Annotated in this window: 15 protein-coding genes; 10 read left to right on the forward strand and 5 right to left on the reverse strand. The window is 73.4% G+C overall.

Annotated features, from left to right (window positions below; genetic code table 11):
- Window positions 1–12: 12 nt before the first annotated feature.
- Both OVA32_RS00845 and OVA32_RS00850 read left to right on the forward strand, forming a co-directional pair.
- Window positions 13–1368, forward strand: coding sequence for a lipase family protein (locus OVA32_RS00845; protein ID WP_267714729.1), 1356 nt, complete (start codon window positions 13–15; stop codon window positions 1366–1368).
- Between the two features lie 51 nt (window positions 1369–1419).
- Window positions 1420–2316 carry an SMP-30/gluconolactonase/LRE family protein gene (locus tag OVA32_RS00850; protein WP_020626752.1) on the forward strand — a complete coding sequence of 299 codons (897 nt, stop codon included), beginning with the start codon at window positions 1420–1422 and terminating at the stop codon, window positions 2314–2316.
- Window positions 2317–2409: 93 nt separating this feature from the next.
- Here the strand turns inward: OVA32_RS00850 and OVA32_RS00855 are convergent, their stop codons facing one another.
- The gene (locus OVA32_RS00855) at window positions 2410–3114 is read right to left on the reverse strand and encodes a TrmH family RNA methyltransferase (protein WP_420709548.1); all 705 of its coding nucleotides are present in this window, start codon (window positions 3112–3114) and stop codon (window positions 2410–2412) included.
- Complete coding sequence (locus tag OVA32_RS00860) at window positions 3078–3446, reverse strand: hypothetical protein (RefSeq protein WP_036316791.1); 369 nt, start codon at window positions 3444–3446, stop codon at window positions 3078–3080. The genes OVA32_RS00855 and OVA32_RS00860 overlap by 37 nt, the downstream gene beginning before the upstream one ends.
- A gap of 69 nt (window positions 3447–3515) precedes the next feature.
- Here OVA32_RS00860 and OVA32_RS00865 point away from each other — a divergent pair, with 69 nt between their 5' ends.
- On the forward strand, window positions 3516–4601 hold the full coding sequence (locus OVA32_RS00865; RefSeq protein WP_036316798.1) for a magnesium and cobalt transport protein CorA: 1086 nt from the start codon (window positions 3516–3518) through the stop codon (window positions 4599–4601).
- 26 nt (window positions 4602–4627) lie between these two features.
- Here the strand turns inward: OVA32_RS00865 and pyrE are convergent, their stop codons facing one another.
- Entirely contained in the window at window positions 4628–5224 is a 597-nt protein-coding gene (gene pyrE / locus OVA32_RS00870) for an orotate phosphoribosyltransferase (protein WP_267714732.1), read from the reverse strand.
- A gap of 58 nt (window positions 5225–5282) precedes the next feature.
- Between pyrE and OVA32_RS00875 the strand changes: the two genes are divergently transcribed.
- From OVA32_RS00875 to OVA32_RS00900, 6 genes are all read left to right on the forward strand, one after another.
- Window positions 5283–5729, forward strand: a complete 447-nt coding sequence (locus OVA32_RS00875) for a MarR family winged helix-turn-helix transcriptional regulator (RefSeq protein ID WP_267714733.1) — start codon at window positions 5283–5285, stop codon at window positions 5727–5729.
- 58 nt (window positions 5730–5787) lie between these two features.
- The gene (nadE, locus tag OVA32_RS00880; RefSeq protein WP_041103611.1) at window positions 5788–6696 is read left to right on the forward strand and encodes an ammonia-dependent NAD(+) synthetase; all 909 of its coding nucleotides are present in this window, start codon (window positions 5788–5790) and stop codon (window positions 6694–6696) included.
- A 44-nt stretch (window positions 6697–6740) separates the two neighbouring features.
- A complete protein-coding gene (locus OVA32_RS00885; protein WP_041103610.1) occupies window positions 6741–7568 on the forward strand; it encodes an exodeoxyribonuclease III in 828 nt (275 codons plus the stop codon).
- An 18-nt stretch (window positions 7569–7586) separates the two neighbouring features.
- Entirely contained in the window at window positions 7587–8489 is a 903-nt protein-coding gene (locus OVA32_RS00890) for a hypothetical protein (RefSeq protein WP_041103609.1), read from the forward strand.
- A 113-nt stretch (window positions 8490–8602) separates the two neighbouring features.
- Window positions 8603–10426 carry an alpha-amylase family glycosyl hydrolase gene (locus OVA32_RS00895; protein ID WP_036383521.1) on the forward strand — a complete coding sequence of 608 codons (1824 nt, stop codon included), beginning with the start codon at window positions 8603–8605 and terminating at the stop codon, window positions 10424–10426.
- Window positions 10427–10634: 208 nt separating this feature from the next.
- A complete protein-coding gene (locus tag OVA32_RS00900; protein WP_041103608.1) occupies window positions 10635–12101 on the forward strand; it encodes an amino acid permease in 1467 nt (488 codons plus the stop codon).
- Between the two features lie 84 nt (window positions 12102–12185).
- Here OVA32_RS00900 and OVA32_RS00905 read toward each other — a convergent pair whose 3' ends face one another.
- Window positions 12186–14045: a BCCT family transporter gene (locus OVA32_RS00905; protein WP_267714740.1), complete on the reverse strand. Its 1860-nt coding sequence runs from the start codon at window positions 14043–14045 to the stop codon at window positions 12186–12188.
- Between the two features lie 201 nt (window positions 14046–14246).
- On the opposite strand from OVA32_RS00905, the gene OVA32_RS00910 reads away from it, so the two are divergent.
- On the forward strand, window positions 14247–14513 hold the full coding sequence (locus OVA32_RS00910) for a hypothetical protein (RefSeq protein ID WP_041103606.1): 267 nt from the start codon (window positions 14247–14249) through the stop codon (window positions 14511–14513).
- Window positions 14514–14520: 7 nt separating this feature from the next.
- Here OVA32_RS00910 and OVA32_RS00915 read toward each other — a convergent pair whose 3' ends face one another.
- A complete protein-coding gene (locus OVA32_RS00915; RefSeq protein ID WP_095353589.1) occupies window positions 14521–15135 on the reverse strand; it encodes a cysteine hydrolase family protein in 615 nt (204 codons plus the stop codon).
- Window positions 15136–15169: the final 34 nt, after the last annotated feature.

Raw genomic sequence — 15169 nt, forward strand, 5'->3', positions numbered from 1 at the left:
CCGGAGACCGCCATGGCCCCCGCCCACCGCCCCTCCCGCCCCCTCGCCCTGGCCGCCGCCCTGGCTGTCGTCGCCGGGTTCGGCGCGCCACACGCGGCCCTGGCCCAGGAGTCCGCCCCGGCCCCCGACGCGCCGGAGGTGAGCTCCGCCGTCGAGGACCTCTCGCAGCCGGCCACGGCGGCCGAGGACGCCCGCTGGAACGCGGCCCGGGACGCCCTGGCGGCCGCCTCGGCCGACAACCCCTTCTACCTGCCGCCCACCGTCGTGCCCGCGACCCCCGGCGCCCTGATCCGCACCGAGCCCACCGCCTTCTACCTGGACCCGGTGCGGCTGGTGCAGGTGCCGGCGCACGCCACGCGCATCATGTACGCCTCGCAGGACGCCCAGGGCCGACCCATCGCCGTGACCGGCACCGTGCTGACCCCCACCGCCCCGTGGACGGGCGGCGGCGAGCGCCCCGTGATCAGCTACGCAGTGGGGACCCAGGGGGCGGCGGACCGCTGCGCCCCCTCCCGCACCCTCTCCACCGGCGTGCAGTACGAAGGCGTGGGGATCACCTCCCTGCTGAGTCGCGGCCACGCCGTGGTCGTCACCGACTACGAGGGCCTGGGCACCCCGGGCACGCACACCTACATGGTCCGGGAGGCCCAGGCGCACGCCGTCCTCGACGCGGTGCGCGCGGCCGCCCAGGTGTCGGGGTCGGGCGTCACCGCGACCGCGCCGGTCGCGCTCGCGGGCTACTCGCAGGGCGGCGGGGCGGCCGCGGCCGCCGCCGAGCTCGCGTCCGACTACGCCCCGGAGCTGGACCTCAAGGGCGCCTACGTGGGCGCCCCGCCGGCCGACCTCGTGCAGGTCGCGGACCGGATCGACGGCGGCCTGTACGCGGCCTTCCTGCTCTACGCGATGGCCGGGCAGCTCGCCGCGTACGACGTGGACCCGGCCACGCACCTCAACGAGACCGGCCTGACGGCCCTCGCCGGCGCGGCCGAGACCTGCCTGGCAGGCAGCCTCGCCTACGCGCACCTCGACTCCGCCACACTGACCCACACGGGGCAGGACTTCCCTGAGCTCGTCCGCTCCGATGCCGAGCTGGCCGGGATCCTCGCCGAGCAGCGGATCGGCGCACCGGGCCGCCGTCCGGACGTGCCGGTGATGATCGCGCACTCCGTCACGGACGACGTCATCCCGTACCGCACCGGCCGCGACCTGGGCCGTCGCTGGTGCGCGGAGGGCGCGCGGGTGCGTTTCGACCCGCTCCTCACCCCGACCCACGTGGGCGGCCACGTGGCCTCGCTGCCGCGGATGGGGGCGTTCCTGGACGCGACCCTCGCCGACCGCTGGACCGCCGACTCGTGCGGGTGGTTCTGAGCCTCGGCTAGCGTCGGGGCCAGGACCGTCCCGCCCACCGAAGGAGCAGTCATGCGCGCCGAGCAGGTCACCGATCCCATCGCCTACCACGGCGAGGGCCCCGTCTGGGCCGCCTCGTGGGGCAGCGCCGCCGAGGGCGTGACCGCCGGCGGCGGCCTGCGCTGGGTGGACATGCTCGCCGGGGACGTCCTGTCCCTGCGCACCGACGGGACGGTGGACCGCACGCACGTCGGCGACGTGGCCGCCGCGCTGCGCCCGCGTGCGGGGGGTGGCGCCGTCGTCGCGGTGGAGCGGGGCTTCGCCCTGATCTCGCCCGAGGGCGAGCTGACGACGCTGCCCGAGCTGTGGGGCGCGGACGCCGGGATCCGGATGAACGAGGGCGGCTGCGACCCGGACGGCCGGTTCCACTGCGGCACCATGGCGTACGCCAAGACCCCCGGCGCGGCGAACCTCTACCGGCTCGCCCCCGGGCCCGACGGCGGCGCCGGCGAGGTGGACGTCGTGCTGACCGGCGCGACGACGTCCAACGGCCTCGAGTGGAGCCCGGACGGCACGCGGGCCTACTACAACGACACCCCCACGCGGCAGGTGGCCGTGTTCGACTACTCCCGCGAGGAGGGCCTGACGAACCGGCGCGTGCTCGTGGACGTGCTCGACGGCGAGGGCAAGCCGGACGGGCTCACCGTGGACGCCGAGGGCGGGATCTGGGTGGCCGTGATCAGCCACGGGCAGATCCACCGGTACACGCCCGAGGGGACGCTCGACGAGGTGGTCGAGGTGCCCGTGCAGAAGACGACGGCGTGCACCTTCGGCGGCGACGACCTCGGCACCCTCTACATCACCACCTCCTGGGAGAACCTGGAGCGCGGCGAGGACCCGCTGGCCGGGGCCCTGTTCGCCGTCCGCCCGGGGGTGACGGGCCTGCCGGCCCGGCCCTTCGCGGGCTGAGGCCGTCACACCGCACGTCGTCGGCGCGGTCCTGCGCGGTCCTGCGCCGTTCTGCGCGGCGAGCCAGACGAATCTGCGGCCCAGAGTCTCCTTTCAGCACGGAATCGTCTGGCTCGCGCCGGACTCGGGGGACGCCGCGTGCTGCCGGATCCACGCGTGCATCGCGATGCCGGCGGCCACGCCCGCGTTGATCGAGCGGGTGGAGCCGTACTGCGCGATGGACAACACCGCGCTCGACGCCGCCCGCACCTCCGCCGAGAGTCCCGGCCCCTCCTGCCCGAAGACGAGCACGCAGGCACGCGGGAAGTCGAAGGTCTCCACCGGCACCGACTCGGGGAACAGGTCCACGCCGAGCACGGGCAGCCCCTCCCCCGCCGCCCACTCCGTGAACGCCGCCACCGTCTCGTGGTGGCGCACGTGCAGGTAGCGGTCGGTGACCATGGCGCCGCGCCGGTTCCAGCGGCGCCGCCCGATGATGTGCACCCCGGCGGCGTTGAACGCGTTGGCGGTGCGCACGACGGTGCCGATGTTCAGGTCGTGCTGCCAGTTCTCGATGGCGACGTGGAACGGGTGCCGCCGCGCGTCGAGGTCCGCGACGATCGCCTCGAGGCGCCAATAGCGGTAGCGGTCGAGGACGTTGCGGCGGTCGCCGTGCGCGAGCAGCTCCGGGTCGTAGCGGGGGTCCTCCGGCCACGGGCCGAGCCACGGCCCGACGCCGACCTCGCGGGGCACGGTGCCGTCCTCGGCCGGCGCGGGCTCGCTCAGCGGCCGGCCTCGGACCGGTCGACGGCGGCCCAGGCGGCCCCGGCGGACACCGCGGCCACGGAGAGCACCGCCGGCCACGCACCGATCTTCTTGGCCAGCGGGTGGGAGGCGCCGAAGCCGCCGAGGTACAGGGCGGCCAGGCCCCCGGTGACGGCCGGCCCACGCGTGGCCAACCACGTCCGGCCGGCATACAGGCCGGCGGCGGCCAGCACGACACCGCCGAGCGGCCGGATGCCGGTCTCACGGGCGGTCAGGTAGCCGCCGATCAGACCGAATGCGGTGACCGGGGCCGTGGAGACGGCGTGGGCGGGGAGCAGGGTCTTGCCGTCGCGGACGACGGGCGGGGCATGACGCGGAGTCTTCATGGCGCCACCGTAGCGCGCGCATCCTGGAATCCGCCGGGGGCCGCCGTCGGGGAGAATGTCCGGGTGAGCATGATCGACAACGCCGTGTACGTGGACGGGCGGCGCGTCCACGCCCCCTCCACCCTCGAGGACACCTGGGAGGAGTGCGAGCGCACCGGCGGCATGGCCTGGCTGGGCCTGTACCGCCCGGACGTGGCCGAGCTCCAAGCGGTCGCGGAGGAGCTGCGCCTGCACCCGCTCGCCGTCGAGGACGCCCTCGCCGGAGGCGAGCGCGCCAAGCTGGACCGCTACGGCGAGGACTCGTTCATGGTCCTGCACCCGGCCCGCTACGTCGACCGCACCGAGACCGTGGAGTTCGGCGAGCTGAGCGTCTTCACCGGTGAGCACTACGTGGTGACGGTGCGTCACGCGGAGGAGCCGGACCTGGCCGCCGTGCGACGGTCCCTGGAGACGGAGGGCCGCGAGCGCCTCGCGATGGGGCCGTGGCAGGTCACCCTGGAGATCCTGGACCGTGTCGTGGACGACTACTTCCCGGTGGCCGACGGCCTCGAACAGGACATCGCGGAGATCGAGGACCAGGTCTTCGCCGGCGACGGGCACGTCTCCCGGCGCATCTACGAGCTCTCCCGCGAGGTGCTGAACTTCCAGCACGCCATCCGCGCGCTGCCGTCCATCGTGGAGCAGCTCCAGGAGGAGGTGCGCACCCGCCTGCATGAGGACACCCGCCGCCTCGACGCCGACGGCCTGCCCCGGCGCGACGACGCCCACGCCTGGGAGGACGAGGAGCTCAGCGATCAGGCGCGCCTCGAGGTGGAGAACCTGCGCCGCCTGCGCGACGTCCACGACCACGCCGTCCAGATCAACGAGCGCGTGATGACCATGCGCCAGATGCTCAACAACGCCCTCGAGCTGGACTCGACGCTGGCGTCGAAGCGGCTGGCCGAGCAGTCGATCGCCCAGAACGAACAGGTCAAGCAGATCTCGTCCTGGGCGGCGATCATCTTCGCGCCGCAGCTGGTGGGCTCGGTCTACGGCATGAACTTCGACGGCATGCCCGAGCTGCACTGGGCGTTCGGCTACCCGTTCGCCCTGGGACTCATGCTGGCGGTGGCCCTCACGCTGTTCGTGCTGTTCAAGCGCGCGGACTGGCTCTAGGCGGGCGGCGCGGGGCCGGCCGAGGCTCAGTCGAGGTCGAGCTCGTCCTTGCCGAACGCGTACAGGTACGGCACGTCCGCCTCCTCGGCCACGTGCTCGGCGGCGCCGGTCGCACGGTCCACGATCACGGCCACGGCCTGGACGTCGCCGCCCGCGTTGCGCACACCCTCGACGGCGGTCAGCGCGGAGCCGCCCGTCGTCGAGGTGTCCTCCAGCACGACGACGCGGCGACCGTCCACGCCCGGGCCCTCCACCTGCCGACCCATGCCGTACGACTTCTGCGCCTTGCGCACCACGAACGCGTCGAGCGCACGGCCCGCGGCGCCGGCCTGATGCATCATCGCGGTGGCCACGGGGTCCGCACCCATGGTCAGCCCGCCCACCGCGTCGCACCCGATCCCGTTCTCCTCGAGCAGGCGCAGCATCACGCGGCCGATCAGCGGGGCGGCCTCGTGGTGCAGGGTGACCCGACGCAGGTCCACGTAGTAGTCCGCCTCCTTGCCGGAGGACAGGGTCACCCGGCCGTGCACCACAGCCAGATCCTGGATGAGCTGCTTGAGCCGCTCGCGGTCCTGCTCGGGCGTGGGGACGGTGGGGGTCTGCGCGTCGGTCATGCCGCCCATGCTAGTGCGGGCCCGACCGCCCCTGCCGCTTCCGTCCCGGCCTGGCTAGGCTCGGGTTATGAGCGAGATCCCGCACGACGACGCCCCCGTCCAGCATCCCTCCGGCCTGCCCCTGGCGCACTGGCTCACCCTCACCGAGGGCCTGATCGCGGCGCGCGTGGCCGAGAGCCTCGAGGAGCACGGCCTCACCCGCGCCCAGTGGCAGTTTCTGAACACCCTCACGGTGGCCCCGCAGTCCCGCGCCGAGCTCGAGGCCGGCTTCGAGGAGGAGCAGCGCGGCGCGGTGTCCGGTCAGATCGAGGAGCTGGTCGAGTCCCGCTGGGTGACGGTCGAGGGCGACCTCTACACCCTCACCGCCACGGGCCGCACCGCGGGCGCCCGCGTCGGTGAGGCGGTCGAGGCCCTGCGTGCCGAGGCGACGGCGGACGTCCCGCGGGACCAGATCGACGACGCCGTCCGCGTCCTGCGCCGCATCGCCCGCAACCTGGGGCACCCGGACGCGTGAGCCGTCGTCGCCGACCGACCCTGTCCCCGTGCGCGGCGCCGGTCCTACGCTGACCGGCATGCGTGAACTCCAGCAGCGGATCATCGCCGAGCAGTGCGTCCTCCCTGAGATCGACCCCGCGGCCGAAGTCGAACGGCGCGTGGCCTTCCTCGCCGACTACCTCGCGGCCACGGGCGCGTCCGGCTTCGTCCTGGGCATCTCCGGCGGCGTGGACTCCACCGTGGGCGGCCGGCTGGCCCAGCTCGCCGTCGAGCGTCGCCGCGCCCAGCTCGGCGTCACGGACGCCGTCGCCCTGGGCGGCCCCGGCACCACCCCGCCGGGTGAGGCGGGGGTGGGCGCCGACGTCGTGCCCTCCCGCGAGAACCCCCGGTTCACCGCCGTGCGCCTGCCCTACAAGGTGCAGCACGACGAGGCGGATGCGCGGGCGGCCCTGGACTTCGTGGGTGCGGATCAGGACGTCACCCTGAACATCGCGGAGGCCGTGCAGGGTCTGGCCGCCGCCTTCGCCGAGGCCGTGGGGGAGCCGATCTCGGACTACAACCAGGGCAACGTGAAGGCCCGCATCCGCATGACGGCCCAGTACGCGGTGGCCGGCGCCCACGGACAGCTGGTGATCGGCACGGACCACGCAGCCGAGGCCGTCACCGGGTTCTACACGAAGTTCGGCGACGGCGGCGCGGACGTCCTGCCGCTGGCCGGCCTGAACAAGCGGCAGGTGCGGGCGCTGGGCCGCGAACTCGGAGCCCCCGAGCCCCTGTGGAACAAGGTGCCCACCGCGGACCTGCTGGACGGCACGCCGGGCCAGACGGACGAGGCCGAACTCGGGATGACGTACGAGGACATCGACGACTACCTCGAGGGCAAGGACGTCCCGACCGAGGTCGCGGAGAAGCTCGAGGGCATCTGGCTCCGCAGCCGCCACAAGCGCACCACGCCGGTGACGATCCACGACGACTGGTGGCGCTGAGGCGCCGATCCCACGGTGTCCGCGCCCTTCGATAGCCTGGCCGGGTGAAGATCGCCACCTGGAACGTCAACTCCCTCCGTGCCCGCGCCGACCGCGTCGAGGCCTTCCTCGAGCGCCATGACATCGACGTCCTGGCCATCCAGGAGACCAAGTGCCGGGACGAGAACTTCCCGTGGGAGCTCTTCGAGCGCGCCGGCTACGAGGTGGTCCACAACGGCACCTCGCAGTGGAACGGCGTGGCCATCGCCTCCCGCGTCGGCCTGAGCGACGTGCAGCGCGGCTTCCCCGGCCAGCCGCACTTCGGCAAGGGCGGCGTGGACCCGCAGGAGGAGTCCCGCGCCATCGGGGCGACCGTGGGCGCCGAGGCGGCCGACGGCGTCGCCCCGGTCCGCCTGTGGAGCCTCTACGTGCCCAACGGGCGCGGCCTGGAGAACGAGCACATGGGCTACAAGCTCGAGTGGCTGCGCGTGCTCCAGGAGCACGCGGCCGAGCGCCTCGCCGAGGACCCGGACACCCGGCTCGCCCTGGCCGGCGACTGGAACATCGCTCCGCAGGACGAGGACGTGTGGGACATCGAGCTGTTCCAGCGCGAGGGCTACACGCACGTCTCCCCGGCCGAGCGCGCGGCGTTCCACGCGTTCGAGGACGCCGGGCTGGTGGACGTGGTGCGCCCGCGCCACCCCGGCCCCGGCGTGTACACGTACTGGGACTACACGGGCCTGGCCTTCCCCAAGAAGAAGGGCATGCGCATCGACTTCCAGCTGTGCTCCCCCGCCCTCGCACGGACGGTCACGGACGCCTGGATCGACCGCGAGGAGCGCAAGGGCAAGGGCGCCTCGGACCACGCGCCCGTGGTCGTCGAGCTGGGCTGAACCACGGACGAGCCCGCGATGACCCACGACGACGGCGGCCCGCCCCCGGGTGTCGCGCGCGGCACCGCGCACCTGCGCGTCTTCCAGCCGCTGGCCGCGTTCCCGGACGCGGTCCAGGCGCGGCTGATCGCCGGCGGCCACCGCACCCGTGCCGAGGTCGAGGCCGAGGCGGCCGAACGGGCCCGGCGTCGCCTGGCCCGGCCCGTGGCCGACCCGTTCCCGGAACCCGGTGAGGACGACCTGGTGCGGGTCCTCCAGGACGAGCACCGCTCCGCCTTCTACTGCCCGGACGAGCGGGGCCTGCGCGCCGAGATGGCCGCGGCCATGCTCGAGGAGACGATGCTGCCGCGGCTGCACGAGGCCGCCATCCCGCCGGCGGCGCGCGCCATGAACCGCGGCCGCGCGCTCGTGGCGCTCGAGGACGAGTGGGGCCTCTCCCCCGACCCGGACGCGGCGGGCCAGGACCCGCAGGACGAGGGCGGCGCGCCGGAGCACCACCGCGTGCAGACGCGCACGGCCACGTGGGGTGTGCCGCACGGCTGGCTCACGGTGTTCGACCCCGAGGAGCCGGTGAAGCGCCTCGTGGACGGCGAGCGCACGGCGTACCGGCGCGCCCCGATCGTGGCCGCCCGGGAGCGGGCCGGGCACGCGGCGGCGGTGCTCGCGCGGCACGCCCCGGATGCGGAGCTGATCGGCGAGCTCACGGTGATGGTGGAGTGGCTCGGCGCGTTCCACCCCGACTCGTGGATCGAGCTGGACTACGGCGGCCTCACGCGGCACGTGTGGCCGGACGACTCCGTCTTCGACCTGTGGACGCTCATCGACGCGCTCGAGGAGGGCGACGAGGCGACCGCCGGCGTCGCGCAGGAACGGCTGAACCGTCGCTGGGCCACCGTCGGGATGCTGGCCCGGCTGACCTGAGCCGGCCCGGCGCACCGGGGTGGGGCTGCCCCGGGCGCCCGAGACGCACACCACGCCGCCGACGCCGCCCACGCGGGGCGCGCGGCCCCGGCGTCGGGCCTAGGGTGGATCCCATGACCACGCAGCGCCTGAGCACCCCGCCCTCGGAAGCCCGGAACCGACCCGTCACCCCGTGGTGGGTGGACGCCGTGATCTACCAGGTGTACCCGCGCTCCTTCGCGGACGCGGACGGGGATGGCATGGGCGACCTGCGCGGCGTCACCTCGCGCCTCGACTACCTGGCCCAGCTCGGCGTGGACGCGATCTGGCTCTCGCCCTTCTACCTCTCCCCGCAGCACGACGCCGGCTACGACGTCGCGGACTACCGCGCCGTGGACCCGCGGTTCGGCACGCTCGCGGACGCGGACGAGATGATCGCCGCCGCGCACGAGGCCGGCATCCGCGTGGTCGTGGACCTCGTGCCGAACCACACCTCGTCCGAGCACGCGTGGTTCCAGGCCGCCCTGGCCGCCGGCCCCGGCTCCCCCGAGCGCGCCCGCTACCACTTCGCCGAGGGCCGCGGCGAGCACGGCGAGCTGCCCCCCAACAACTGGGAGTCCACGTTCGGCGGCGGGGCCTGGACCCGCGTGACCGAGGCGGACGGCACCCCGGGCCAGTGGTACCTGCACCTGTTCGACACCACGCAGCCGGACCTGAACTGGGAGAACGAGGAGGTGCGTGAGGAGTTCCGCTCCATCCTGCGGTTCTGGCTGGACCGCGGCGTGGACGGCTTCCGGGTGGACGTGGCCCACGGGCTCATCAAGCAGCCCGGCTACCCGGACGCCGAGCACTCCCGCATGGGCATGGTCACGGACGCGGGCGAGGACGCCGACCCCACGTTCGACCCGGACACCTTCGAGCCGCTCACCCCGTTCATGGACCAGGACCGCGTCCACGAGGTCTACCGGGACTGGCGGCGGGTCCTGGACTCCTACGACCACGAGCCGATGATGGTGGCCGAGGCGTGGGTGGCCCCGCTCTCGCGGATGTTCCGGTACGTCCGCCCCGGCGAGATGCACCAGACCTTCAACTTCACCTACCTCATGGCCGGCTGGGACGCCGCCTCGCTGACCCACGCGATCGACCGGTCCTTCGAGCAGGCCGGCCGGGTCGGCGCCCCGAACACCTGGGTGCTCTCGAACCACGACACGGTGCGCCACGCCTCCCGCTACGGCCTCGCCGACCCGAGCTCCTACCCCGCCGGCATCACGGCCGAGGACGAGCAGCCAGACGAGGCGGTCGGTCGCCGTCGGGCCCGCGCCGCCGCGATGGTGGAGCTGGGCCTGCCCGGCTCCGCGTACATCTACCAGGGCGACGAGCTGGGCCTGCCCGAGCACACCACCCTCGCCGCCGAGCACCGCCAGGACCCGTACTTCTTCCGCACGGACGGCAAGGAGCCCGGCCGCGACGGCTGCCGCATCCCTCTGCCGTGGGCCGCCGACGAGCCGTCCTACGGCTTCTCGACCCCCGCGGACGACGACGGCCCCGCGTCCGCCGCCGAGGGCGTCGCCGCGCCGTGGCTGCCCCAGCCCGCGTCCTTCCGAGCGCTGGCGGCGGACCGGCAGGTCGGCGTCGAGGGCTCCGTGTTCGAGCTGTACCGGCGTCTGCTGCAGATCCGCGGCGAGCTCGACCTGGGCACGGGCACGTTCGCGTGGTCCGAGCACCACGACCCCACACGCGGCGTGCTGGCGTTCACGGTCACCTCGGGCGGTGGCCGGCACCTGGGCTCGGGCGAGCCGATCCCGGCGCGCACCGTGCTCGTGATGGCGAACCTGTCGACCGAGCCCGTCGACCTGCCCGCGAACCATTCCCGGGCCCTGTTCTCCCTCGAGGAGGCGGAGGCCGTGCAGGACGGGCGGCTCGCGCACGACGCCGCCGCGTGGCTGCTCATGGACTGAGCCCGGCGCGCCCCGGGACCCGCCGGGGCGCCACGGACCTTCCGCGGGGAATCCGCGGTGGGCGAGGTCACATCATCCGGCCTGGCCGGACGAACGCGACGTAACGTCCACGATGACTTGCATCACACCGGACAAAGTGGCATGAACGCTGTATCACGAGTCACCATGGCGTGTCCTGATCCACCCCCCCTTCGAGCGGAGACTTCACGTGAGCACCTCCCCCTCCGGCTCCCGCGTCGCCGAGACCGGCGCGGCCACCGCGGACCGCGGGCAGCTGCACCGCGGCCTGAGCCAGCGGCACATCATGTTCATCGCCCTGGGCACGGCGGTGGGCACCGGCCTCTTCTACGGCTCGGCCGGCGGCATCCAGGCCGCCGGGCCGGGCGTGATCCTGTCCTTCCTCGTCGCGGGCGCCGCCGTGTTCCTCGTGATGCGCGCCCTCGGCGAGATGACGCTCCGGGAGCCCGTCTCCGGGTCCTTCGCCGCCTACGCCTCCCGTTATCTCGGCCCCTTCGCCGGCTACGTGACCGGCTGGACCTTCGTCTTCGAGCTGGCCGTCGTGATCGTCGCGGACACCGCCGCCATCACCACGTACATGGCGTTCTGGTTCCCGGGGGTCCCGGTCTGGGCCTGGGTCGCGGCCACGATCCTCGTGGTCGGCCTGATCAACTTCACGCACGTCGGCAACTTCGGTGAGGCCGAGTTCTGGCTGACGCTCGTGAAGGTCGGGGCCATCGTGGCGATGATCTTCGGCGGTGTGATCCTGCTCTTCACCGGCGCCTCCACCGCGGACGGCACCCAGGCCAGCCTGGCGAACCTCGTGGACCACGGCGGATTCCTGCCGCACGGCATCCTGGGCGTGCTGACCGCGCTCACCATCGTGACGTTCTCCTTCGGCGGCATCGAGACCCTCGGTGTGGCCGCGGGCGAGGCCAAGAACCCGGAGAAGGTGCTGCCCAAGGCCATCAACACGGTGCCGATCCGCATCCTGTTGTTCTACGTGCTGACGATGGCGGTCATCATGGCCCTCGTCCCCTGGAACCAGGTGGACGGCAAGGCCAGCCCGTTCGTGCAGATCTTCGAGGGCCTCGGCGTCCCCTTCGCCCCGCACCTGCTGAACTTCGTGGTGCTCACCGCCGCCGTCTCCGCGATCAACGCCTGCATCTACGCGTCCGGTCGCCTGCTCTACGCGATGGCCCACGACGGCCAGGCGCCCCGGGCCTTCACCCACACCAACCGCGGCGGCGTGCCGTGGCTGTCCGTGGCCGTGATGCTGGGCGTGATGGTGCTCGGCGCGGTGCTGATCACCGTGGACCCGAACGCCTTCAGCCTGGTGGCCGGCGTCGCCTCGTTCGCCGTGGTGCTGACCTGGGCCATGATCTTCCTGTCCCACCGCGCCATGCGCAGGCGCGTCGCGGAGCAGGGCGCGGAGCCGTCCCCCTTCCCCATGCCGCTGGGCGGCGTCGGCACCTACCTGGGCCTGGCGTTCGTGGCCACCGTGGTGATCACCATGGCCACCATCCCGGATTCGCGCCAGGCGCTCATCATCGGTCTCGTGTGGGTCGCGGTCCTGACCCTCGCCTGGTTCGTCACGGGCACCCGCACGTCGGCCGCGGCCCACAACCGCACCGGCACCCTGCCGGTGGTCCGCACCCGCCAGTCCCACGAGGACTGACCCCCACGACGACGACGGCCCCTGTCCCGCGCGGGACAGGGGCCGTTCTCGTCGGGGCCGGGAGGTCGCCCGGGAGGCCGGACGTCAGTGCTCGTGACGGCGCAGCCGGGGGCGGCGGGGCCCCTCTGAGGCCGGGACGCCGGCGGCCGCATCGGCGATCCGCTGCTGGTGGTCCCGGCTGAGCGAGGCCCACCACTGCGAGGCCGCCACGGGGCCGGCGTCGACCACCTCGTCGTCGTCGGACTCGAGGCCCAGGCGGTCCTTGATGGAGGCCAGCATGGCCTGGCGGCGCACCGCCTCCACCCGCGCCACGGAGTAGCCGAGCGAGCGGAACGTGGCCAGGCAGATCAGCAGCATCAGCACGGAGAACGGCAGGCCGATCGTGATGGCCAGGACCTGGATCGCGGACAGGCCGCCCGCGGCCAGCAGGGCCGCGGCCATGAGCGAGGTGGCGATGGCGAAGAAGATCTTCACCGTGGCCTTCGGGTTCACGTCGCCGCCGGTGGCGAGCATGCCCATCACGAGCGAGCCCGAGTCGGCGGAGGTGATGAAGAAGATGCCCGAGAGGATGATGGCGCCGACCACGAGCATCATGCCCGCGGGCAGCTGCTCGAGCACCTGGAAGAGCGCGGTGTTCGAGTCGATGGCGCCGTCCGCGCCCACCACGGAGGTGTACCCGGCCGGGCGGGTGGTCTCGAGGAAGATCGCGGTGCCGCCCAGGATGCCGAACCAGACCACGCAGACCAGGGTGGGCACCAGCAGCACGCCGGCGATGAACTCGCGCACGGTGCGACCGCGCGAGATGCGGGCGATGAAGATGCCGACGAACGGCGTCCAGGACATCCACCAGCCCCAGTAGTACGCGCTCCAGCCGGCCTGCCACGCGTCGCCCTCGGCGCCGTAGAACGCGGAGACGTTGAGCGAGTTCGCGAAGAAGTACTGCATGTAGGAGCCGAGGGACTGCACCATCTCCTTGAGCAGGAACGCGGTGGGCCCCACGATCGCGATGAACAGCAGCAGTCCGGCGGCCAGGATCAGGTTGGTGTTGGACAGCCACTTCATGCCGCGCTCGACACCGGAGACCACGGTGTAGAGCACCACGCAGGTGACCGCGCCGATCATGGCGTACTCGAGCCAGGGGCTGTCCTCGGGCACGATGCCCAGCGCGCGCAGGCCCGCGGACATCTGGGTGACGCCGAGGCCCAGCGAGGTGGCCACGCCGAAGACGGTGCCGATGAGGGCGATGTTGTCGATCAGGTGGCCCCAGCCGCCGCGCACGCGGCGCTCGCCGATCAGCGGCTCGAAGGCCCAGCGCAGCGCGAGGGGACGGCCACGCCGGTGGATGGCCAGCGCGACCGCCACGCCCACCACCGCGTAGATCGCCCAGGGCTGCAGGCCCCAGTGCAGGAACGTGGTGGCCAGCGCCGACTGGGCGGCCTCCGCCTGGGTGGGGTTGGCGGCCGCCACGTCGGGCCGCGGCGAGGTGAAGTGCATGAGCGGCTCGGTCATGCCGAAGAACACGAGGCCGATGCCCATGCCCGCCGCGAAGAGCAGGGAGAACCAGGACAGCGTGGAGAACTCGGGCTTCTCATCGGGCTTGCCCAGGGTGATGTCGCCCTTGCGGGAGAACGCGAGGTAGCCGCAGAACAGCACGAAGAACAGGGCGACGAGGGCGTACCACCACGAGAAGTTCGTGATGATGGCCTGCTGGACCAGGCCGATGCCCACGGTCATCTGCTCGGGGGCGAGCAGCGTGGCCCCCACGAAGGAGAGCACGATGACCGCGGAGGGCCAGAACACCCACGGCAGCAGGACGCGGTCGCGGGCGGCCGCGGCGGAGGTGGCAGGGGCGACGCCGGCGTCGGGGGCGGTCGCCGAGGACGGATGGTTCCCGGGTTGCTCGGGGATCATGGGCTCGGTCGAGGGCGGTGTCGGATCGCTCATCCTCCCGACCCTACGTGGTCCCGCACGCCGGCTCCCCGCCTGAGGCGCGGCCGAGTGGACGGTCTCACCCGGCGGGGTGACCGCGCCCACGGCCCCGGCGCGGGCGCCCCCTGGTGAGGCGTGGGCGGCCTCACTAGGGTGTGGGGCACCACGACGACGGCGGCGCCGGACGGGCCCGCCCGCGAGAGGAAGGACCGCACCATGACCGACGTCCCCTTCGAGGACCGCGAGGACGAACGAGAGCTCGAGACGGACCTGCTCGCCGATCCCAACGCCGCCGGCGACCCCGAGCCGGAGGACGGCCGCGACGGCCAGCCCGTGCGCGGCGGCTCGGACGACCCGCAGCACCGGGCCGGGGAGGGACGTGCCCCGGACTCCCTGCGCAATGCGGAGTCCGCCGCCATGCACATCGAGGAGGACGCCCAGGACCGCACGCGTGCGGACGAGGGCGACGTCGAGATCCTGTGACCGCCCCTCAGCCCCGGTCGGGGACGAGGCCGGTGCGCAGGAGGGTGAGTGCCTCGTCCTGCCCGAGGAGCGGCTGACGCATCTCGGCGCGGAGGAAGTCGAGCATCGCGGCGGCCAGCGCCGGCTCTTCGGAGGCGATCGCGTCCGTCGCGATCGCGGCGTGGAAGTCGAGGGCGAACGCGGCCGTGGCGGTCTCGGCGATGCAGCTGTGGGTGGAGACGCCGCACAGCAGGAGCCGATCCACCCCGCGGCCCCGCAGCTCGGCCGCCAGTCCCGTGCCGTGGAAGGCGGAGTCCCGGGTCTTCACGACCTCGACGGCGTCCGGGGCGGCCGCCGCGACCCCGTCGAGCAGAGCCGCCTGCCGGGTGCCCGGGAAGGCGAAGCCCTCGCCGTCGGCCAGCATGTTCAACGTCCACGTGGAGCGGTCCCGCGCGTGCTCGGTCCGCACCAGGAAGACGGGACGGCCGGCCTCGCGCGCGGTCCGGAGCAGTTCCACGACCGCCGCCGTCAGCTCGGCCTGCTGGGCGGCCAGCGCGGGATGCTCGAAGTAGCTGTGCTGGACGTCGATCACCACAAGCGCGGTCTCGCCGCCGGTCGCGCGGGCGGAGGGGGAATCGGGCATCGAACCAGTGTGCCCACCGCGTCGCCGCCTGTCA

The organism is Micrococcus sp. SL257 (assembly GCF_026625585.1).
GTDB lineage: Bacteria > Actinomycetota > Actinomycetes > Actinomycetales > Micrococcaceae > Micrococcus > Micrococcus luteus.

Bases quoted from the DNA above. Each gene is read 5' to 3' on its own strand.
- OVA32_RS00845 (WP_267714729.1), top strand. From the start codon at position 13: ATGGCCCCCGCCCACCGCCCCTCCCGCCCCCTCGCCCTGGCCGCCGCC.
- OVA32_RS00850 (WP_020626752.1), top strand. From the start codon at position 1,420: ATGCGCGCCGAGCAGGTCACCGATCCCATCGCCTACCACGGCGAGGGC.
- OVA32_RS00860 (WP_036316791.1), bottom strand. From the start codon at position 3,446: ATGAAGACTCCGCGTCATGCCCCGCCCGTCGTCCGCGACGGCAAGACC.
- OVA32_RS00865 (WP_036316798.1), top strand. From the start codon at position 3,516: ATGATCGACAACGCCGTGTACGTGGACGGGCGGCGCGTCCACGCCCCC.
- pyrE (WP_267714732.1), bottom strand. From the start codon at position 5,224: ATGGGCGGCATGACCGACGCGCAGACCCCCACCGTCCCCACGCCCGAG.
- OVA32_RS00875 (WP_267714733.1), top strand. From the start codon at position 5,283: ATGAGCGAGATCCCGCACGACGACGCCCCCGTCCAGCATCCCTCCGGC.
- nadE (WP_041103611.1), top strand. From the start codon at position 5,788: ATGCGTGAACTCCAGCAGCGGATCATCGCCGAGCAGTGCGTCCTCCCT.
- OVA32_RS00890 (WP_041103609.1), top strand. From the start codon at position 7,587: ATGACCCACGACGACGGCGGCCCGCCCCCGGGTGTCGCGCGCGGCACC.
- OVA32_RS00895 (WP_036383521.1), top strand. From the start codon at position 8,603: ATGACCACGCAGCGCCTGAGCACCCCGCCCTCGGAAGCCCGGAACCGA.
- OVA32_RS00905 (WP_267714740.1), bottom strand. From the start codon at position 14,045: ATGAGCGATCCGACACCGCCCTCGACCGAGCCCATGATCCCCGAGCAA.
- OVA32_RS00910 (WP_041103606.1), top strand. From the start codon at position 14,247: ATGACCGACGTCCCCTTCGAGGACCGCGAGGACGAACGAGAGCTCGAG.
- OVA32_RS00915 (WP_095353589.1), bottom strand. From the start codon at position 15,135: ATGCCCGATTCCCCCTCCGCCCGCGCGACCGGCGGCGAGACCGCGCTT.